We start from the raw sequence: 18337 nt of genomic DNA on the forward strand, positions 1-18337 counted from the left end.
GAAACCCCGTAGCACCGGAGGATTTCGCGAAACGCTTTGTTTCCATGATGTAAACAGTAAGTTTCAAAGCAAATAGTGGACACATTTTCGCCACAATGCGATGCTTGCGCAGTGGGCGGTACGTGTTGATTTTAGCATGTTCTGGTTTTCAAGCTGGATTTGAGGGGGTTACTTAGTGCGACGTGCCGCCCCACGAGCTAATCGAAAATGAGTATACGTGATGCGTTGATGGCTGATCTGTGGATTAGCAGCGTTGCCTATCTGGCAAGTCAATGATCTCACCCTGCGCAGCTTCTGCATCAGCCAGATCGTGTGTAACCAACAAGACGGGCAGACTAGCGGCCCGGGCGCGTTGAAAAACCAGATCGCGCATTTTCGCACGTAAGCTGACGTCGAGGCGTGAGAAGGGCTCATCCAGCAGCAGGGCATCCGGTTCCGCCAAAAGCATGCGCATCAGCGCGACGCGTGCGCGCTGCCCGCCTGATAGCGTTTCCGGATCACGCTCGGAAAACCCTTCAAGTCCGATCTCGGCTAAGGCGCTCTGTATTCTGCCGTGTCGATCGGGCGTACGTCGCGGCAATCCGAACCCGATATTCTGACCCACGGACAGGTGGGGAAATAAAAGGTGGTTCTGAAACAGGATGCCGACACGCCGTTTTTGCGGTGGCAGAGCATTGAGGGTACGTCCGTTGAGCGTGATACGTCCCTGCAATCTAAATGCAGGTGGAAGTGTGCCGGTAATTGCCGCCAGAACCGTTGATTTACCAACGCCTGAAGGTCCCATCAGGCTGAGCACCTCGCCCGGCGCGATTGAGGCAGACAGATGTGTTAGTGGTTTGCCATTGGCATGCGATATCGATAGCTGGTCAAGAACCAATCCCGTTTCAGCCATGGCGCAGACCAATCCTGTTGCGGAATACGAATCTGGGGATAATCAGGGCCAGAAAGAACGGCAGCCAGGCGGTTGCAGCCAAGGCGATGGTCCAGACGCCGATTGCGCGACGATCACCGCCGGAAAACAGGGCCAGAGCTTCGGTGGTAAGCGTGTTGACCCGCCCGCCCGAGGTCAGCAGGGTCGCCAGATATTGCCCGACCGATACCGCCATGCCCACAGCAAGCGCTGTCAAAATCGGTGCCAGCAGCATCGGCAAACGGATGCGCCACAGAATGCCGACCGCGCCCAGCCCCATGGCGGCGCCAATGGTGGCATAGCGGTTGTCCAATGCACGATATGGTCCGGCGAGGGCCAGGAACACATAGGGCAGGACGAACACCAGATGGGCAAGGATCACGGGTGCGACCCCTTGGGCCGCCCCGATCTGGATCATCAGGATTTGCAGGCCGGGCAGAAAAGTTATCTGAGGCAGGATCAGGGGCAGATACAGGATCACCAATCCCGTTTTGTTCATCTCACGCCCCCGGCGGGTTTCGGAGTTCAGGCAGCCGATCACTAGGCTCAGTGCGATTAACGCAGTAACGAGCGCCAGCCCGAAGGTGACCAGGGTGACCTCTGCCGCCGCCGGTCCATGTCGGGTCCACGACATCAGGCTGAACCCCTGCGGCAGCGCATCCGGGAACCGCCATCGTCCTGCGAATGACCAGATCAACTGACTGAGCAGACCTCCAAAGGCCGCCAGCGCGGCCAAACTGGCAACCGTCACGCCCACCGCGCGCAAAATGTAATCGCGCAGACCAGCGTGGCGCTCGCCACTTTCGACGGCCCGATTGATGAGCGTGGCAAAAAGTTTCTCTGCACCGCGCCAGATCAGGATTGCGATCACCACCATTCCCAGCTGCACCAATGCCGCGGCCGCCGCCGGTGCGCGCAACGCCAGATCGGGGTCGGTCATCCAGCGTAGAATGAATATCGACAGAGGTGGTGGACGGGACGGACCCAGCACCATGGCTACATCAACATTCGACATCGCATAAGCGAGAACCGCATACACCGGCAGGCGAATTTGGGCGTAGAGCGATGGCATTACCGCCAGAAACCACCCCCGTACCTTGCCGTAGCCCAACGCCTGTGTGACCTTCATTCGCTCAGCCGATCTGATCTGCGGCAATGCGGCAAGCGACATCAATAGCAAAAAGGGCAGTTCTTTGATCATCAGACCGGTAATCAACGACCAGCCGCCCGGATCTTGAATGATCAGCAGATCGGGTGGACGAGCCCAGCCGGTGATCTCGGGCGAAATCAGGCGGGCGATCCATCCGGATGGCGCGATCAGAAAGGCCAGACCAAGCGCGGCAGCTGCATGGGGAACTGACAGCAGCGGAGACAGAGCACTTTCCACGCGGTTAAAGACCCGCGTGCCATACCAACCCGCGATGAGCAAAAAGCACCCGAGCAATGCTCCGAAGGTCGACAGCACTCCGGTTTTGAACGACAGCCATATGGCTTGCAGTATACCCGGCTCGGCCCAAAGCAGAAGCCATGGGTCAAATGATAGGGTGCTCTCACCGCCGGGGCGTAACCCGCCGAAGGCCGGAACGATGGTTCCGACCAAACCGGCGGCGATGGGACCCAATAGCAATCCGATGGTCAGCGTGGGTGCCAGACCCCAACGGGTGACCGGTTTGAGATCAGTTGCCAACGCCGTATCGCTCGGCCCAGTCTGCTTCGATCCGGGTCATCCAGCTGGGATGGGGCTCCGGCAACGCCGGGCCCAGCTCGACCGGGGACAGGGTCGCAACGCCCAGTTCCAGCGCAGCGAAGGCGGCTTGGTCGTCTTTCGGCAAAGCATCCATATCCAGCACAGTGCCATAACCCAACACTTCGGGGTTTTGCGCGCGCAGCTGTGCCTCGGGACTGATCAGAAAGTTGGCGACTACCATGGCACCAGCCTTGGCAGACGCATTATAGGGAACGGCCACGAAGCTGGCATTGCCCAGCGTACCGCCATCCAGCACAAAGGTACGTGCGCTTTCTGGCAATTGCTGATTGGCGATGGCCGCCGTGGCCTCACCCGGAGAGAAGCTGATCGCCATATCCACTTCGCCATCGTTGATCAGCTGCAACTGACTGGGACCAGTCTGCGGATAGGCTCGGCCAGATCGCCAGAGGTCGGGCGTAACCCGCTCCAACCAGTTCCAGAGCGGGCCGGTTACTTCGGCATAGTTGTCACCGGCTGCCTGTTGCAGAACCGCCGGATCCTCGACCAACTCGATCAGCATCTGCTTCAGGAAGGTGGTGCCCAGAAAGTCCGGCGGCTGCGGAAAGGTGAAACGGCCGGGGTTTTCGGTCACCCAGTCGCGAATGGCTTCGGCCGATTTGGGTGGATCGGGCAGGACCTCGCTGTCATAAATGAATACGACCTGTGCCATGGCCCACGGGCTTTCGAATCCGTCGGTCGGGACCGTAAAATCGGTGGTTACGGTTTTGCCTTCGACATCCACGAAGCGCCAGTTGGGCAAAGCTTCCGCGAAGGGTCCGAACAACAGATCGGCCTCTTTCATGGCACTGAAGTTGGCCCCGTTGATCCAGATAAGATCAATCGCACCATCAGTATCCTTGCCACTGGATTTCTCGGCGATCACGCGGCTGACGGCATCAGCCGTGTCGGCAAGCTTTACGTGTTCCAACGTAACGCCATGCTCTTGCTTGACCCGAGTGCCGACCCATTCGATGAAGTCATTTGTCGTCGTTGATCCGCCCCAGGCGTTCCAATACACGGTCTGACCATCGGCTTCGTTCAGAACGTCGTCCCAGTTCGCCGGGTCGGGCTCGGCCCATGCCGCTCCTGCAAGGGCTGCGCATGCGGCGGCGATGAGATATTTCATGGGTTTTCCTTATCTTCCATGGGGGCAAAAACCTGTCGCGCAAGCAGAATGCGCGAGAGGGCCGTGATAAAGCAAACTGCGCCGAAACCCCACGCCATTGGTGTAAACCAGGCGGGCAGCAGGCAGATTGCAATGAAGAACGCAATTGTTTCGGTCCCCTCCAGCAGGCCTCCGGTGAAGTAGAGCGATTTTGCGCCGTGTTTTTGGGCTTTCAGTCCATGTTTCTCAGCCAAGATGGCATATCCCAGGAACGTCGCGCCGTTGAAATAGAAGCTCACCAACAGCCACGCTCCGGCCAACGCGTTTCCGGCTGGATCGGTCCATATGAAAGCCATCGGGATCAAGCCATAGAACATGAAATCGCAGGTGATATCGAGGTATCCCCCGAAGTCAGTCTTTCGCCGGGCGCGGGCAATTGCCCCATCCAGCCCGTCCGCAAGGCGCGACAAGAGGATCAGTGCTATCGCCATCCACAGGTGGTCGACAATGATCGCTACTGTGGCCAGAACTCCGAAGCCCAATCCAATCAAGGTGACCGTGTTGGCTGACACCCCACGCGCGGCAAGTCCCCGCCCAATTGCATTAAGAGGCGGGTCGATCAGTGGTCGGATATGGGCGTCAAGCATGCGTGGTCGTGGGTTTCTGGTCGTTGGCGTAAGCGGCCTGAATTTAATCTTGCAGAATCCAGACAAGCAACTCGGTTAACGACTAGCGAACGCGCGCGTGAAAGGAAAACGGGTAGGAGCCTGTTCACGACGTTGTGTGTTCCGCTACCCGCTACGCAAGTCCGGACCGTTCCCCGTCTGTATCTGACAACTATATCGCGATGGAGCAAAGTCCAGCGACGTACTGACAGCTAATTTTGATCAGGTTGGTAGAGCCGCCCCAAGCAACGTTGGGGCGCTCAGCTGTAAACGTAATCCGCTCGGCCATTCTAGCAAACCGATGAACGCCTGTTAGATAGCGCGGAAACCAGCCTCCAGTGCCGACAGGATTGTGTCTGCTTCCTGTTCAGACAAAACCAGCGGTGGCGACAGGATCAGGTTGGGGCCGGACACCCGGATCATGGCGCCTGAGTCATACGCGACTTCCTGCACCTTGCTGGCCGTTGCCGCGTCGATCGGTTTTTTGGTGCCCCGGTCGCTTACCATTTCAATGGCTGTCATCAGACCATGCCCGCCGCGTACGTCTCCGATTAAGTCATACTTCTGCTGCAGCGCTTTGCAGCTTTCATACAATTGGGTGCCGCGCGCGGCTGCGTTTTCTGTGACGTTCAGGCGCTTTGTTTCGGCAAGACAGGCCAGCGCAGCCGCGGCACCAACCGGGTGGCCGGAATAGGTGTATCCGTGGCCGATCTTGGCATTTGGATTGCCTTCGAATACGTCGACCAACTTGTCACCAAGCATGACCGCACCAAACGGGAAGAACCCGTTGGTGATCGCTTTCGCCGTGCACATGATGTCGGGCTGAATGCCCCAAAGGCGTGCGCCTGACCAGGCTCCGGTACGACCATAAGCGGTGATGACCTCATCGGTGATCAGCAGGATGCCGTGACGATCGCAGATCTCCCGCACCATCGGTGCGAAGGATTTGTGCGGAGGGATCACCCCGCCCGCGCCCAGAATAGGCTCCATGATCATCGCGGCGATGGTGCCCGCGCCCTGAAATGCGATCTCATCCTCCAGGGCTGCGGCGCAAAGCTGGGCCAGTTGCTCGGGGTCGCTTTCGTTGAACGGGTTGCGATATGTATAGGGCGCTGGAATATGGTAGCAGCCGGGCAGCAGCGGCTCGTAAGCGGTGCGGAAATTGGCATTGCCGTTTACACTCGCCCCGCCCATATGGGTGCCGTGATACCCTTTCTTCAGGCTTAGGAACTTGATGCGTCCCGGCTCGCCCCGCAGCTTGTGATACTGACGTGACAGGCGCAGAGCGGTTTCGACTGAATCTGATCCGCCAGACGTGAAAAACGCCCGTGTCATCCCGTCTGGTGCAAAGAATTCGGACAGTTCATAGGACAGCTCGATCGCGGCATCGTTCGAGGCCCCGCGGAAAGTCGAATAATAGGGCAGTTTCTGCAGCTGCGCCGCAATTGCGTCTTTCACCGGTTGGCAGGAGTAGCCCAGATTGACGTTCCACAGGCCGCCGACCGCGTCGACGACGGTGTGACCGTCTATGTCGGTAATCGAAACCCCCTCGGACCCGGTGATGATCTTGGGCGGCGTGTCGATACTGTCCTGCGGCGAGGTCATCGGATGCCACATCAGGCGGCCGTTGTGTTCCTTGAGAAAATTCGAGTCTTTCATCGGGTGGGTTCCAATTCCTGAAGGTCTCGTGAGGGGTCTCGGCCTGTCGACCAGGCCTGCTCGATTTGAGTTGGGACGGCGCCGCCCCAATTATGTGTGATAGTCCGGCTGGCGGTGATCAGGTGCGTTTGAATCTGATGTTCAAGCTCGGGTGTGAAACGTGTGGCGACGCTTGCAGCGGAAACGGCACCCGCAAATTGCCCTGCCTGATCGAAGAGCGGCGCGGCGAGGCTGTGGACATCCGCCTCAAGGCTGCCCTCGGATTTACCAAAGCCACAGGCGCGAGTTTTTTGAATGGCAGCGTGCAGCGTGTCGGGATCCGTCATGGTGGCAGAAGTGAATGCGGCCAAGTCGGCATTTGCCACCTCCAGCAAATCCTCGGGTCCGAAGGCCAGCGCGCACAGGCCTGAGGCTGTCGCATGCAATGGAAAGGTTTGGATGTCGATGATGACGCGAATGCTGTGGCGGGGCGATTCGTGCGCCATGAGCTTATAGAGCGTTTTGCCCGACAGGACTGAGACATGTGAGGTCTCTCCGGTCGCATCCGCAAGCGCACGCAGCGGGGCCTCGACCCCGGCCTTGCGAGGTACGGTCAACTCTCTGGTCTGCGCCAGTTGCAGCAAAGCAGGTCCTAGACGGTATTGTTTGGTGCCGGGATTTTGCTCAATAAATCCAACCTCTTCCAGAGCCTGAAGATATCGATAGGTCGTAGCCTTGTCGCGCCCTGCCAATCTGCAGAGTTGCGACAGCCCGATCTCAGGCCGGTCTGGAGAGAAGTGTTCCAGCAATTGCAGGGTTTTTGAGGCAGAGGACATTTGGGCCTGTTTTTGGTTGCTTCCAAAAAAGTTTGACAGATTGCGATTAACATGGCAACCTTTTTTGAAACAACGGTTCAAAATATGAACCACTATAACCGCACCAGGGAGACGTTCATGTCAAAGATTGCAAAAACACTGTCCGCGACGGCGCTGGCCATGGCCGCCGTCACAGGGGCTGCGCTGGCCGAATATCCGGAAAAGCCCGTCGAGTTTGTGGTTCCGTGGCCTCCGGGCGATCTTGAAGATGTCCTGACGCGCATGATCGCCGAGGACTTTCAGGCCGAATACGGTGTGCCTGCGGCGGTTGTGAACAAGCCGGGCGGTGGTGGCGGTCCATTCCCCGGAGCGATCGAAGTCGCGAATGCGCCTGCCGATGGCTACACGGTTGGATCATTCCTGATTGCGATCCCGGTCGTCGGTCCGCAGATCGGCATTCCCGAACTGAACCCCGATCCGTTCGTGCCGCTGGGCAACTTTCTGACCTATCCCTTCGTAATCGCCACATCGGGTGATGCGCCCTATGACGATATGGCGGGTCTGGCGGAATATGCTGGCGGCAACGACGTGGTGCTTGGCCATTTCGGCGCGCCGCTGGTGCCAACGCAGGTAACACTGGGGCTGGCGAAAGAGATGGGCTTTTCTTACGCCTCCGACGCCGCCTTTGATGCGCTGGATTGCAACACACTGGCCTCGGGCGATGTGGATGTGATCAACACCACGCTGCAACTGATCCTTCCCTGCCTCGACAGTGTTAAAGTGCTGGCTTCGATCGGGTCAGAGCGTATTCCGCTGACACCGGACACTCCGACCGTAGCCGAACTGGCCCCTGATCTGGCTGTATCGCTGTGGAATGGTTTGTTTGTCCACAAGGACACGCCACAGGAGGCACGCGACAAGATCATCGCCGTGGCTGAAAAGACCATGCAGTCTGAACGCGCCCAAAAGCTGGCCGCCGAAACCGGAGCCGCCGTTTACTGGCAGCCAGCCGATGATGTGGTGGGCCAGATCCAGTCCGACATCGAGACCATGGCGCGCATCGAAGGTATGCTGAGCGGTAACTGATCGCACAGCCAGTAGGCCGGGTTGAACGCCCGGCCTGAAGCTTCCCAAACGGACGAGGGCGAGGATGTCCCGGGTCAGAACTCTTCAAGCATTGTTCAAGCGTTATCGCCGTCCCGGTGATATCGTATTTGCATGGCTCGCGCTGGCCGTTTCGGTGTTTCTGCTGACGCAGCTGTGGGATCAAACCGCATGGCGCGGCGGGCAGAAACTGGCTGCGCAACCTCGGTTCTGGCCCGCAGTTTCTCTGATCGGGATGGTCGGTTTCGCGGCTCTGCACCTTCTGGGTTCAGCCTTATCGGAACGGATTGGCGACCGTTGGCGCGAGGTATGGCTATGGTTCTGCGCCTTGGAATATGCGGGATGGTTCGTGGTCTATGCGATGGCCGTACCGATTTTGGGATACCTGCCGACAACCATAGTCTTCTCGATCCTGTTGGTGCTGCGCGTCGGATATCGTAGCACGGCTGCGATTGGAGCCGCCGTTGCCAGCGCGGTTGTCATCGTCGTTTTGTTCAAATCCTTCCTGCAGGTGAAAATCCCCGCGGGCAGGATTTATGAGGCCCTGCCGGATGGGCTGCGTCAGATCATGCTGACCTATTTCTAATCGGAGCCGCGAATGGAAAACCTGCTTGCCGGGGCCGAAATGCTGGCCCGATGGGATGTGATCCTGGCCCTGTTCGTCGGCTCGATCGGCGGCGTGATCATCGGTGCTATCCCCGGTGTTGGCCCTGCGGTGGCCATTGCGATCCTGCTGCCCGCGACCTTCTCGCTGGACCCGATTGTGGGCCTGACGATGCTGTTGGGGATCTATGGCTCATCCATGTATGGGGGTGCGATCCCGGCAGTTCTGATCAACACGCCGGGGACGGCCGTCAACGCGCTGACCTCCTACGACGGTTATCCGATGACGCGGGATGGGCAGGCGCATCGTGCCGTTTCGCTGGCCTACAGCGCATCGTTCTGGGGTGGGATTTTCGGCATCCTGTGCCTCATCCTGCTGTCGCCTGTACTCGCCCTTGTCGCGCCGATGTTTGGCAGCCGCGAGATCTTTCTGGCTGCGCTGTTGGGTATTATTCTGGTTATCCTGGCCCATCGTGGCCAGATATTTGCCGCCGGAATGCTCGCGATGTTCGGGATATTTCTGCAGACCGTTGGGCTGGATTCAGTCACCTATACTCAGCGCTACACGTTCGGGTTCAGCTTCCTCAGTTCGGGCGTCAATCTGATCGTTGTAGTTCTGGGGCTGTTCGCCCTCAGCCAGGCGTTCTTCCTGCTGACCGCCCCGGACAATAGCCCAGACGCCAAACCGATCACCGGTCGCATGACCGCCGGGATCAAAGAGTTGTTGGGTCACAAGCGTGTCGCTACGGTCGCCTCAGGCTTTGGCGTCGTTCTGGGGATGATCCCCGGCACCGGAGAGTTCACCGCCCAATTCATGAGCTACACCTACGCGCAGAAAACCTCAAAAGACCCGGATGCGTTCGGCAAAGGCTCACCCGAAGGTCTGATCGCCTCGGAGGCGGCTAATAACGCCGTTCCGGCAGCGGCGATGATCCCCTTGTTGGCGCTGGGTATTCCGGGCGAGGCGCTGACGGCGATGATGCTGTCGGTCTTCTATGTCCATAACGTGATCCCCGGACCGCAGCTGTTCCAGAACAACATCGGTCTGGTTTATGGGCTCTACCTCGCGCTGATCCTGCTCAACGTGATCGTCATGGTGTTTTTGCTGTTTTCGACCAATCTGTTGACCAAGATTATCCGCGTACCAACCCGGTTTCTGGGTGTGATGATCCTGCTTTTGTCCTTCGTCGGCGTATATTCACTGCGCAATTCGCTGAGCGATTGCATGATCGCTGCCGGATTTGGAGTGTTGGGTCTGGTGCTCAAGCGGCTCAACCTGCCGATTGTTCCGATCATTCTGGGTATGGTTCTGGGTGGCATTATGGAGGTCAAGTTGCGTTCGGCTCTGCCGCGCCTTAAGACGCCTCTGGATATGATCGACCGGCCGATTTCTTTCATTCTGTTTGTCATCATCGTGCTTGTTCTGGCGATCCATGTGCGGACCCTGGTCAAGGAATACCGCGCGCATTTGCCGGATGAGGACCATGATCTGCATGACAGCCAACAACGGTAGAAAATGATGGACCAATCCTCGATCGACGCCCTGCGCACACAACCGGTTCCGGCGTTCACTCACCTGATCAATGGCGAGCATGTCGCAGCTTCGGACGGCGCGGTGATGGACGTGATCTCACCGCTCAACGGGCAGGTTCTGACCACTGTCGCGAAGGGTACCCGGCAGGATATGGAGACCGCCATCGCTGCGGCACGAGCATCGTTTGAGGATGGGCGATGGGCCGGTCAGCCCCCAGCAGCACGCAAGAAGGTACTGCTGAAATGGGCAGATCTGATCGAGGCGAACGCGCTGGAGCTTGCTGTGCTGGGGGTGCGTGACAACGGCACAGAGATTGGTATGGCCCTGAAAGCCGAGCCGGGCTCGGCTGCCGGTACGATACGGTATTATGCGGAAGCGCTCGACAAGATTTACGGCGAGGTGGCCCCAACACCGGGCGATATTCTGGGTCTGATCCACAAGGAACCGGTGGGCGTTGTTGGTGCGATCACTCCGTGGAACTTCCCGCTGATGATTGGCGCGTGGAAGCTGGGCCCTGCTTTGGCCATGGGCAATTCAGTTGTTCTGAAACCGGCCGAGACGGCCTCATTGTCGTTGATGCGTATGGTGGAGCTGGCGCAAGAGGCCGGTTTGCCGCCGGGTGTGTTGAATGCTGTGACCGGCGAAGGTGCGGTGGTGGGTGAAGCGATGGGTCTGTCGATGGATGTCGACGCGCTTGTCTTCACCGGTTCGGGCGCGACGGGGCGACGACTGATGGAATATGCCGCGCGGTCGAACATGAAACGGATCTATCTGGAGCTCGGCGGCAAATCTCCCAACATCGTTTTTGCGGATTCGCCCGATCTGGATCAGGCCGCCAAGGTCGCGGCGGCAGGTATCTTCCGCAATGCCGGTCAGGTTTGTGTGGCGGGATCCCGTCTGTTGGTTGAGGCCAGCATCCATGATGAATTCGTGGCTGCAGTTTCCAAAGCGGCGCAAGCGATGCGCGTCGGGGACCCGTTGTCGTTAGAGACAGCCATTGGGGCGGTGAATTCTGAAACTCAACTGGCGCAGAATCTTGGCTTCGTCGAAACCGCGCGCGCAGAAGGTGGTGAGGTGATCACCGGCGGCGATCGCATTTTGCAGGAGACAGGCGGCTATTTTATGGCTCCCACCGTTGTTGCCGGGGTGAGGCCTGAGGCGACGCTGGCCCAAAAAGAAGTCTTTGGCCCGGTGTTGGGTGTGACATCCTTTAAGTCAGAAGAAGACGCGGTGCGGATCGCGAATTCAACGGTCTACGGGCTTGCGGGTGCGGTCTGGACCTCAAACCTGTCGCGTGCCCACAAGATGGTGCGTTCCGTGCGTACCGGTGTGATGCATGTGAATACCTATGGGGGCGCGGACGGGACCGTGCCGCTGGGTGGCATCGGACAGTCGGGCAATGGGCACGACAAGTCCCTGCACGCCATCGAGAAATACATCAACCTCAAAACAGCGTGGATCAAGCTGTAATCCATTGCGGAAGGAGAACGCCATGGCGGACAAAACCATTCTCGTAGTCGGCACGTTCGACACCAAGGATGATGAGTTGGGTTTTCTGTCCGGTGTGATCCGCGATCAGGGTGGTCGCGTGCTGACGATGGATGTCTCGGTTCTGGGCGATCCTTCTGAGGCGACGGATTACTCCAAGCACGATGTGGCCGAAGAAGGTGGCAGTTCGATCGACGCCGCCATCGCCTCGGGCGATGAAAACCATGCGATGCAAATCATGTCGAACGGCGCGGCATTACTGACCGCGCGTTTGTACCAAGAAGACAAATTTGACGGCGTGATCGTGCTGGGTGGTACGATGGGAACCGATTTGGCGCTGGATGTGTGCGCCGCAGTGCCTTTGGGAGTGCCGAAATACATCGTGTCCACGGTGTCGTTCTCGCCGTTGATCCCGGCAGATCGGCTGGCCGCAGATACGCAGATGATCCTGTGGGCCGGAGGGCTTTATGGGCTGAACTCGGTCTGCAAGGCGTCGCTCAGCCAGGCGGCTGGTGCGGTTCTGGGCGCTGCGCGAGCCGTGGTGCCGCCGGATCGGCAGAAACCGCTGATAGGGATGACCTCGCTCGGGAAATCCGCGCTGAAATACATGGTGCCGCTGAAACCTGCGCTTGAGGCGCGGGGCTATGAAGTGGCCGTTTTCCACGCAACCGGGATGGGCGGTCGCGCGTTTGAAAGCCTCGCAGAACAGGGAGCGTTCGCGTGCGTTTTCGACTTTTGCACGCAGGAGCTGGGCAATCACATCAACGGATCGAATATCTCGGCGGGTGAGGGGCGATTAACCCATGCGGGGCTGAACGGCATACCGCAAATTGTGGCGCCTGGCTGCTATGACCTGGTTGATATCGTGGGCTGGCAACCGATGCCCGAGAAATGGGCGGATCACCCGCATCATGCTCATAACCGGTTGCTGACTTCTGTCGTGTTGGACACGGAAGAACGTCGAGAAGTCGCACGGGCGCATGCACGGCAATTGGCCACTGCAACCGGCCCGGTCGCGCTGCTGCTGCCAATGTTGGGACTGGGTGAATGGGACCGGGAAGGGGCAGATCTGCATGACAAGGCAGGTCTCGACAGCTTCTTGTCGGAGCTTGCAGCCGCAGCCCCGTCCAATGTCGATTTGTATAAGATCGAAGCGCATATAAACGACGTGAGTTTTGCCGAGGAAGCCTTGCGCATATTCGACAACTGGTGCGCGCAAGGGGTGGTGGCCACCCCTTAGGCGAAACGGATATCAACGCCGCCGAAGGGACCGAAATCAGCGTGAATTTCGGTGCCGGATGGGCATTCGACTGGCCGAATGAAGCTGCCAGACAGAATGACCTGACCGGGTTCGATACTCTGCCCATATTGCGCCATGCGCTGCGCCAGCCAGACGACGCTTTCGACCGGATCGTTTAGCACACCTGCGCCAAGACCCGTCTCTTCGATCTCACCGTTGCGGAAGGTCAGCGCTCCGACCCAGCGGAGGTCAAACGCATCAACTGCGTGCCGTTCAGCACCCAAAACGATGCCTGCATTGGCTGCATTGTCGCTGATCGTGTCAAATACGGTGCGCGCTTTCCCGGTTTCCGGGTCCACGCGCTGAATACGGGTGTCGAGGATTTCAAGCGATGGGGCCACATAATCCGTTGCCGCCAAAACTTGTTCTCGGGTGACATCTGCTCCACCAATGGCATCCCTCATCAAAAAAGCGATCTCAGCTTCGATACGGGGCTGGATGAACCGCCCCTTTGGGATGGTCGCGCCATTCTCAAACAACATGTCATCGAACAGGATGCCGCTGTCAGGAATGTCGATATTCAGCGCATATTGCATCGCTTTCGAGGTCAGCCCGATCTTCCAGCCGATCACCGTGCGACCCTCGGCCAGCTTGGCACGATAGATCGCGTTCTGCACCGCATAGGCATCATCCATCGCCATCTCAGGGTGACGCAGGCTAAGCAATCCGATCTGCTGGCCGTTGCGCTCTGCTGCGAGCAGATCAGCGGCGGCTTCGGCGTGGTCCTGAGGGGTCATACTGTCTCGTCCTCGATGCCGTTGCGCAGCAGGCCGATGCCTTCAACCTCGACCTCGACCACATCTCCGGGCTTCAGGAAGCGCGGGGGGTCGAACCGCGCACCAGCACCCGAAGGGGTACCGGTGACGATGATGTCGCCCGGCTGCAGGGTCATGAAAGTCGAGATGTATTCGATCTCGCGTCGGATGGGGAACATCATGCGCGGCAGGCAATCATCCTGACGTACCTCTCCGTTCACACGGGTGATGATGCGCGCGTCGTCCAACTGGGCGGGATCGGTGAAAGGCACCAGCCATGGGCCCATCGCGCCGGACCGGTCCCAGTTCTTGCCTTGGGTGACATTGAACTTGGCATGCCGTACCCAATCCCGGATGGTGCCCTCGTTGCACAGGGTCAGAGCGGCGATGTGATCATAAGCCTGAGCCTGAGGAATGCGGCGGCCACCTTTGCCAATGACGATCGCCACTTCGCCTTCATAGTCCAGTTGGTGGCTTTCCGGCGGGCGGATCAGCGGGCGATCATGGCCGGTGAAGCCACTGGCAAAGCGCGGGAACAGAGACATGTTCTGTGGCTGGGCACTACCATCTTTGTACTCTGCATTCCGATCCGGGAAATTGACGCCAACACACAGGATGCGTCGAGCGTCAGGCAGAACCATGTCATAGGTGAAATCTGTGTGCGTGACCGCAGAGCTTTCGGCAGCGCGCCCGAGATCGCCTAGCCCCCCGGCGCAGACCGCATCGAACAGGGTCGGCCACTCAGGGAAAGCTGCGTTCAGAGCGATGGCTCCGGCATCCGTGATGGCGCCATAGAACTGCTCGTCCTGCGCAGAGAAGCTGGCAAATCGCATTGGTGTCTCCATTTCAGGGCGCAATGATTGGGGTGGCGTTCAGGTCGGGGTCCTGAACCGATGTGCCGACAAACTCGGTTCCATGCTCGAACCAGCTGCGCGGGGCAGGGGCACCCCAAAGTGTTTGCCGCTGTGGGTCTTTGAGGTCCCATTTCAGCGGTTCGTGATCCGGGTCGACGGTTTGGTAATCCGAGCTGTAAATCTCGATCCGATGGCCGTCGGGGTCGAGGATATAGAGGAAAAAGGCGTTAGAGATCCCGTGCCGGCCAGGACCACGTTCGATGCTGTCCACATAGCCGGTGGTCGACATCACATCGAGCAGATCGATGATATGCAGCGGGTTTGCGACCCAGAATGCGACGTGATGCATCCGTGGACCCTTGCCGTTTGTGAAGGCCATGTCATGCACGCCGCCCTTGCGGTGCAACCACGCCGCCCACAGGCGCTTGCTGTCCTCATCTTCGGTATATTCGGTGACGCGAAAGCCCATTTCGCTGTAGAACGCCACACTGTCATCTACATTCGGGCTGAAACAGTTGAAATGATCGATCCGCAGAGGCCGGACGCCATGATAGCGGGCATATTCCTGATGGATCGGAGGCAGGCGGTCCATCTTGTGATAGAACTCCAGCGGAATGCCGATATGATCCGAGGTGAGTAGGGTTCGGCCCTGATGCGGACGTTCGATCCATTGAGTCGGACGACCTTTGGCCTGAAACCATGCTTCGGCTCGGTCCAGATCCGCCTCATCAAAGACCTTGAAACCCATAACCTCGACCGTGCCGGGTTGGTTGGATTTCTGCAAAATAACCGAATGGTGCCCTCGCTCTTCGAGCGCGCGCAGGTAGATGTGGCTGTCGGCCTCTTCGCTGACTTGCAGGCCGAACATATCGACATAAAAGGCCCGAGAGGCCACCAGATCGCTGACATTCAGGCAAACATGGCTCAGGCGGATGGTGTTGAAATCGGGATAGAGATTAGGGGCAGGAACGGGCATCGCGGCCTCCTATTGAACGGGGAAAATGACGTTGGTCTGGCCTGTGCCCGAAGACGGGAAATACTCGGTCACCACCTCGCATTTGCCGGTGTATTGATCCCAGCCCAACGCGCCGTAGAGCATCGCTGTGTCGTGCATCGACCCCTCGCCGCAGCAGAAATTGGCATAATCGCCCAACATCTTCAGGAAGGTTGCGTGATCGCCGCTCTTCCACATCTCAAGGACATGCAGGTCAACTTGACGGTTGAACTCGGAACTGATGGTGAAGGTGCCGTTGTTGGCAGCGTAGTCCTTATTGGCCCAGATTTTATGGCTGAGTGATCCGCTGGCAACCAGAAGAACCTTTTCGTCTGACGCCTCAACTGCTTCCCGAATGGCCTCTCCGATCACGCGGCTTTCGTCATGATCGTGGACAGTGGCCCATGCTGCGACCGAGACTACCTTCATTTCATGTTCGCGGCTCATGAAACGCATCGGGACCAGCGTGCCGTATTCCAGTTCCAGACTGTCGAGGTGATGCGCCAGGGTATATACGCCTTTGTCCGATGCGATCTTTGCAATCGCATCACCCATCTCGGGGTTGCCTTTGTATGCATAAGGCAGGTTCTGGATGAATTGCGGGAATTCGTTCGAGGTGAACAGCCCCTCGAAACGTGCATTTGCATTGATATGGAACCCGGCATTGATCACCCAATGTGTGTCGCAGATGATCACGGTGGTGGCGCCCAAAGCCTTGGCGCGGCGCGCGATTTCCCGGTGACCATCGATGGCGGCCTGACGTTTGCCTTTGATCGGGCCTTCCTGTTCCGACATCAACAAGGTCGGGACGTGAGTCATCTTCGCGGCAAGAACGATCTCTCCCATCAGCTTGCCCCCAACCGGGTGATCTTGTGCTGACCGGTGGCGAAGCCGATGTGTTTCTGCTCCATATAGAACTCGAACGACCAGTCGCCGCCATCGCGCCCGATGCCGCTGGCTTTGACGCCACCAAACGGGGTCGGCAGGTGCCGCACGTTTTCAGAGTTAACCCAAATCATCCCTGCTTCGAGCCTGTCAGTAAACCGCAGTGCGCGTGTCAGGTCGTTGGTCCAGACATAGCCGGTCAGACCATAGGGCGTGTCATTGGCGATGTTCAGCGCCTCCTCTTCGGTCGAGAAGGGGATCGAGGTCAGGACAGGGCCAAAGATCTCTTCCCGCGCGATGCGCATCTGGTTGGTTGCATCGGTGAAAAGGGTAGGTCGCACGAAATAGCCTGCGTCTCCGACCACCTCACCGCCGGCGGCCACGGTCGCGCCGTCCTGTCTGGCGATATCGAAATATGAGGTGACTTTGTTGAAGTGCTCTTCGGTCACCAGCGGACCGATCTCGGTCGCGGGGTCCAGTGGGTGTCCAACGCGAATGTTATTTACACGTTCGACCAGCTTGGCCTCAAAGTCTGCGCGGATTGTGTCCTGAACCAGAAGACGCGACGAGGATGTGCAGCGCTCGCCATTGATCGAGTAGATCATAAAGATCACCGCATCCAATGCGCGTTCCAGATCGGCGTCTTCAAAGACGATCACGGGGTTCTTGCCGCCAAGCTCCAGATGGTTGCGTTTGAGCGTATCTGCCCCTTGCTTGGTGATCATGCTACCGGTCCGGCTTTCGCCGACAAAGGCGATGGCACGGATCTTGGGATGTTCACACAGCGCCTTGCCCGCGTCCTCGCCGAATCCGTTGACGGTGTTCAGAACACCTTTGGGCAACCCGGCTTCTTCGGCTATTTCAACCAGCAGACGGGCGGTTAGCGGGCTCGCCTCGGCAGGTTTGTGGACAACCGTACAGCCCGCGGCCAGTGCCGGAGCGATCTTCCAGGTCGACAACATAAATGGTGTGTTCCAGGGTGTGATGACACCTACTGGACCAATTGGAACGCGGGTCGTGACATTCATCAGCGTCGGGGATTTTAGGTGCTGCCCGTCACGCGCCTGAACGACCTGATCCGCGAAGTACCGAAAGTTCTCAGCCCCGCGCAGAGCGGCCTTGGACATGAACTTATATGCTTGCCCGGTATCCCAGCACTCGCACAGTGCAATTTCTTCGGCGCGCGCCTCGATGGCGTCGGCGATATTCAGCAGAATACGCCGCCGCTGGGGTGCGGGCATGTCGCGCCATTCCGGGAAGGCGTCTGCGGCTGCGCAGGCTGCGGCGTCGATATCCTGCGCATTGCCGCGCGCGACATCACAGATCACCGATTTATCTACGGGTGAGGTCGTCTGGAAGACGCCGCCCGATCCGTCCCGATCCTCACCCGCGACGCGGTTCTTGACGCCATCTGCTTGGAACCGGGCCAAAAACTCGTTCAGCTTCTCAATATTCTGGCTCAGTGCTTTCATTCTGCACTCCTCAGGTGATCTCGGGTTGTGCCTGTTTTAGGCGACAATTCGGGGTCGATATCGCGCATCTCAAGCGACACGGCGATCGAGTGGCCTTTCATGGCCGGGGCCAAAAATTCCGTCACGGCGTCAAACAGAGCCTTGGTCGCCGCTCGCTTTACGTCATCTGCACGACCCGCGCGCAGGCGGACCGAGATGTCGATGAACCCGTGCTGCGGATCGCCATCGGCAATGGCATAGTGATCGACCCGAATGGCCCGCACGCGGATACCGGCCATCGGGAAGGTCTCAATTCCGGTAGCGGTGGCGCGAATACATTCACACAGACCGGTCATATCGACGATCTTTTCAAGATTTCCCGAATAATCGATCTGAAAGTGCGGCACATGTTTTCCTTGTCATGTTAATAATTCACACGATAAATAAATGACATCCCTCGAGTCAAGCTCTTTTATTAACATGATAACA

17 protein-coding genes are annotated in these 18337 nt (G+C 58.4%); 5 read left to right on the forward strand and 12 right to left on the reverse strand.

All coding sequences use genetic code 11. The features are described from left to right. Positions 1–244: 244 nt before the first annotated feature. The 6 genes from ACR0IV_RS12935 to ACR0IV_RS12960 form a co-directional block, all read right to left on the reverse strand. Positions 245–892: an ATP-binding cassette domain-containing protein gene (locus tag ACR0IV_RS12935; protein WP_480658860.1), complete on the reverse strand. Its 648-nt coding sequence runs from the start codon at positions 890–892 to the stop codon at positions 245–247. Further along, positions 885–2597: an ABC transporter permease gene (locus tag ACR0IV_RS12940; protein ID WP_480658859.1), complete on the reverse strand. Its 1713-nt coding sequence runs from the start codon at positions 2595–2597 to the stop codon at positions 885–887. The genes ACR0IV_RS12935 and ACR0IV_RS12940 overlap by 8 nt, the downstream gene beginning before the upstream one ends. Further along, positions 2587–3783 (reverse strand): ABC transporter substrate-binding protein, encoded by a 1197-nt coding sequence (locus ACR0IV_RS12945; RefSeq protein WP_480658857.1) that lies wholly within the window; start codon positions 3781–3783, stop codon positions 2587–2589. The genes ACR0IV_RS12940 and ACR0IV_RS12945 overlap by 11 nt, the downstream gene beginning before the upstream one ends. Next, positions 3780–4409: a CDP-alcohol phosphatidyltransferase family protein gene (locus ACR0IV_RS12950; protein WP_480658856.1), complete on the reverse strand. Its 630-nt coding sequence runs from the start codon at positions 4407–4409 to the stop codon at positions 3780–3782. Before ACR0IV_RS12950 ends, ACR0IV_RS12945 begins: the two co-directional genes overlap by 4 nt. 330 nt (positions 4410–4739) lie before the next feature. Continuing rightward, positions 4740–6086: an aminotransferase class III-fold pyridoxal phosphate-dependent enzyme gene (locus tag ACR0IV_RS12955; RefSeq protein WP_480658854.1), complete on the reverse strand. Its 1347-nt coding sequence runs from the start codon at positions 6084–6086 to the stop codon at positions 4740–4742. Then, positions 6083–6901 (reverse strand): IclR family transcriptional regulator, encoded by an 819-nt coding sequence (locus ACR0IV_RS12960; RefSeq protein WP_480472488.1) that lies wholly within the window; start codon positions 6899–6901, stop codon positions 6083–6085. The genes ACR0IV_RS12955 and ACR0IV_RS12960 overlap by 4 nt, the downstream gene beginning before the upstream one ends. A 117-nt stretch (positions 6902–7018) precedes the next feature. Here ACR0IV_RS12960 and ACR0IV_RS12965 point away from each other — a divergent pair, with 117 nt between their 5' ends. The 5 genes from ACR0IV_RS12965 (at position 7019) to ACR0IV_RS12985 (ending at position 12849) form a co-directional block, all read left to right on the forward strand. Next, on the forward strand, positions 7019–7966 hold the full coding sequence (locus ACR0IV_RS12965) for a tripartite tricarboxylate transporter substrate binding protein (protein WP_480472490.1): 948 nt from the start codon (positions 7019–7021) through the stop codon (positions 7964–7966). Between the two features lie 64 nt (positions 7967–8030). After that, positions 8031–8570 (forward strand): tripartite tricarboxylate transporter TctB family protein, encoded by a 540-nt coding sequence (locus ACR0IV_RS12970; protein WP_480658852.1) that lies wholly within the window; start codon positions 8031–8033, stop codon positions 8568–8570. A gap of 12 nt (positions 8571–8582) precedes the next feature. Continuing rightward, positions 8583–10100 (forward strand): tripartite tricarboxylate transporter permease, encoded by a 1518-nt coding sequence (locus tag ACR0IV_RS12975; protein WP_480658851.1) that lies wholly within the window; start codon positions 8583–8585, stop codon positions 10098–10100. 6 nt (positions 10101–10106) lie between these two features. After that, positions 10107–11591 carry an aldehyde dehydrogenase gene (locus tag ACR0IV_RS12980; RefSeq protein ID WP_480659008.1) on the forward strand — a complete coding sequence of 495 codons (1485 nt, stop codon included), beginning with the start codon at positions 10107–10109 and terminating at the stop codon, positions 11589–11591. A 22-nt stretch (positions 11592–11613) separates the two neighbouring features. Continuing rightward, positions 11614–12849 (forward strand): Tm-1-like ATP-binding domain-containing protein, encoded by a 1236-nt coding sequence (locus ACR0IV_RS12985; RefSeq protein ID WP_480472498.1) that lies wholly within the window; start codon positions 11614–11616, stop codon positions 12847–12849. Here the strand turns inward: ACR0IV_RS12985 and hpaH are convergent. Genes hpaH through ACR0IV_RS13015 form a run of 6 tightly spaced genes read right to left on the reverse strand, consistent with a single transcriptional unit; the run spans position 12846 to position 18255 of the window. Continuing rightward, on the reverse strand, positions 12846–13646 hold the full coding sequence (gene hpaH / locus ACR0IV_RS12990; protein WP_480658849.1) for a 2-oxo-hept-4-ene-1,7-dioate hydratase: 801 nt from the start codon (positions 13644–13646) through the stop codon (positions 12846–12848). The genes ACR0IV_RS12985 and hpaH overlap by 4 nt on opposite strands. Beyond that, on the reverse strand, positions 13643–14497 hold the full coding sequence (locus ACR0IV_RS12995; RefSeq protein ID WP_480658848.1) for a fumarylacetoacetate hydrolase family protein: 855 nt from the start codon (positions 14495–14497) through the stop codon (positions 13643–13645). The genes hpaH and ACR0IV_RS12995 overlap by 4 nt, the downstream gene beginning before the upstream one ends. Before the next feature lie 13 nt (positions 14498–14510). Beyond that, positions 14511–15494 (reverse strand): 3,4-dihydroxyphenylacetate 2,3-dioxygenase, encoded by a 984-nt coding sequence (gene hpaD, locus ACR0IV_RS13000; protein WP_480658847.1) that lies wholly within the window; start codon positions 15492–15494, stop codon positions 14511–14513. 9 nt (positions 15495–15503) lie between these two features. Then, a complete protein-coding gene (gene hpaD, locus ACR0IV_RS13005; protein ID WP_480658846.1) occupies positions 15504–16358 on the reverse strand; it encodes a 3,4-dihydroxyphenylacetate 2,3-dioxygenase in 855 nt (284 codons plus the stop codon). Then, the gene (gene hpaE / locus ACR0IV_RS13010; protein WP_480658845.1) at positions 16358–17869 is read right to left on the reverse strand and encodes a 5-carboxymethyl-2-hydroxymuconate semialdehyde dehydrogenase; all 1512 of its coding nucleotides are present in this window, start codon (positions 17867–17869) and stop codon (positions 16358–16360) included. The genes hpaD (ACR0IV_RS13005) and hpaE overlap by 1 nt, the downstream gene beginning before the upstream one ends. Further along, a complete protein-coding gene (locus ACR0IV_RS13015) occupies positions 17866–18255 on the reverse strand; it encodes a 5-carboxymethyl-2-hydroxymuconate Delta-isomerase (protein WP_480472510.1) in 390 nt (129 codons plus the stop codon). Before ACR0IV_RS13015 ends, hpaE begins: the two co-directional genes overlap by 4 nt. Positions 18256–18337: the final 82 nt, after the last annotated feature.

It is taken from the genome of Ruegeria sp. C2, from assembly GCF_056537765.1.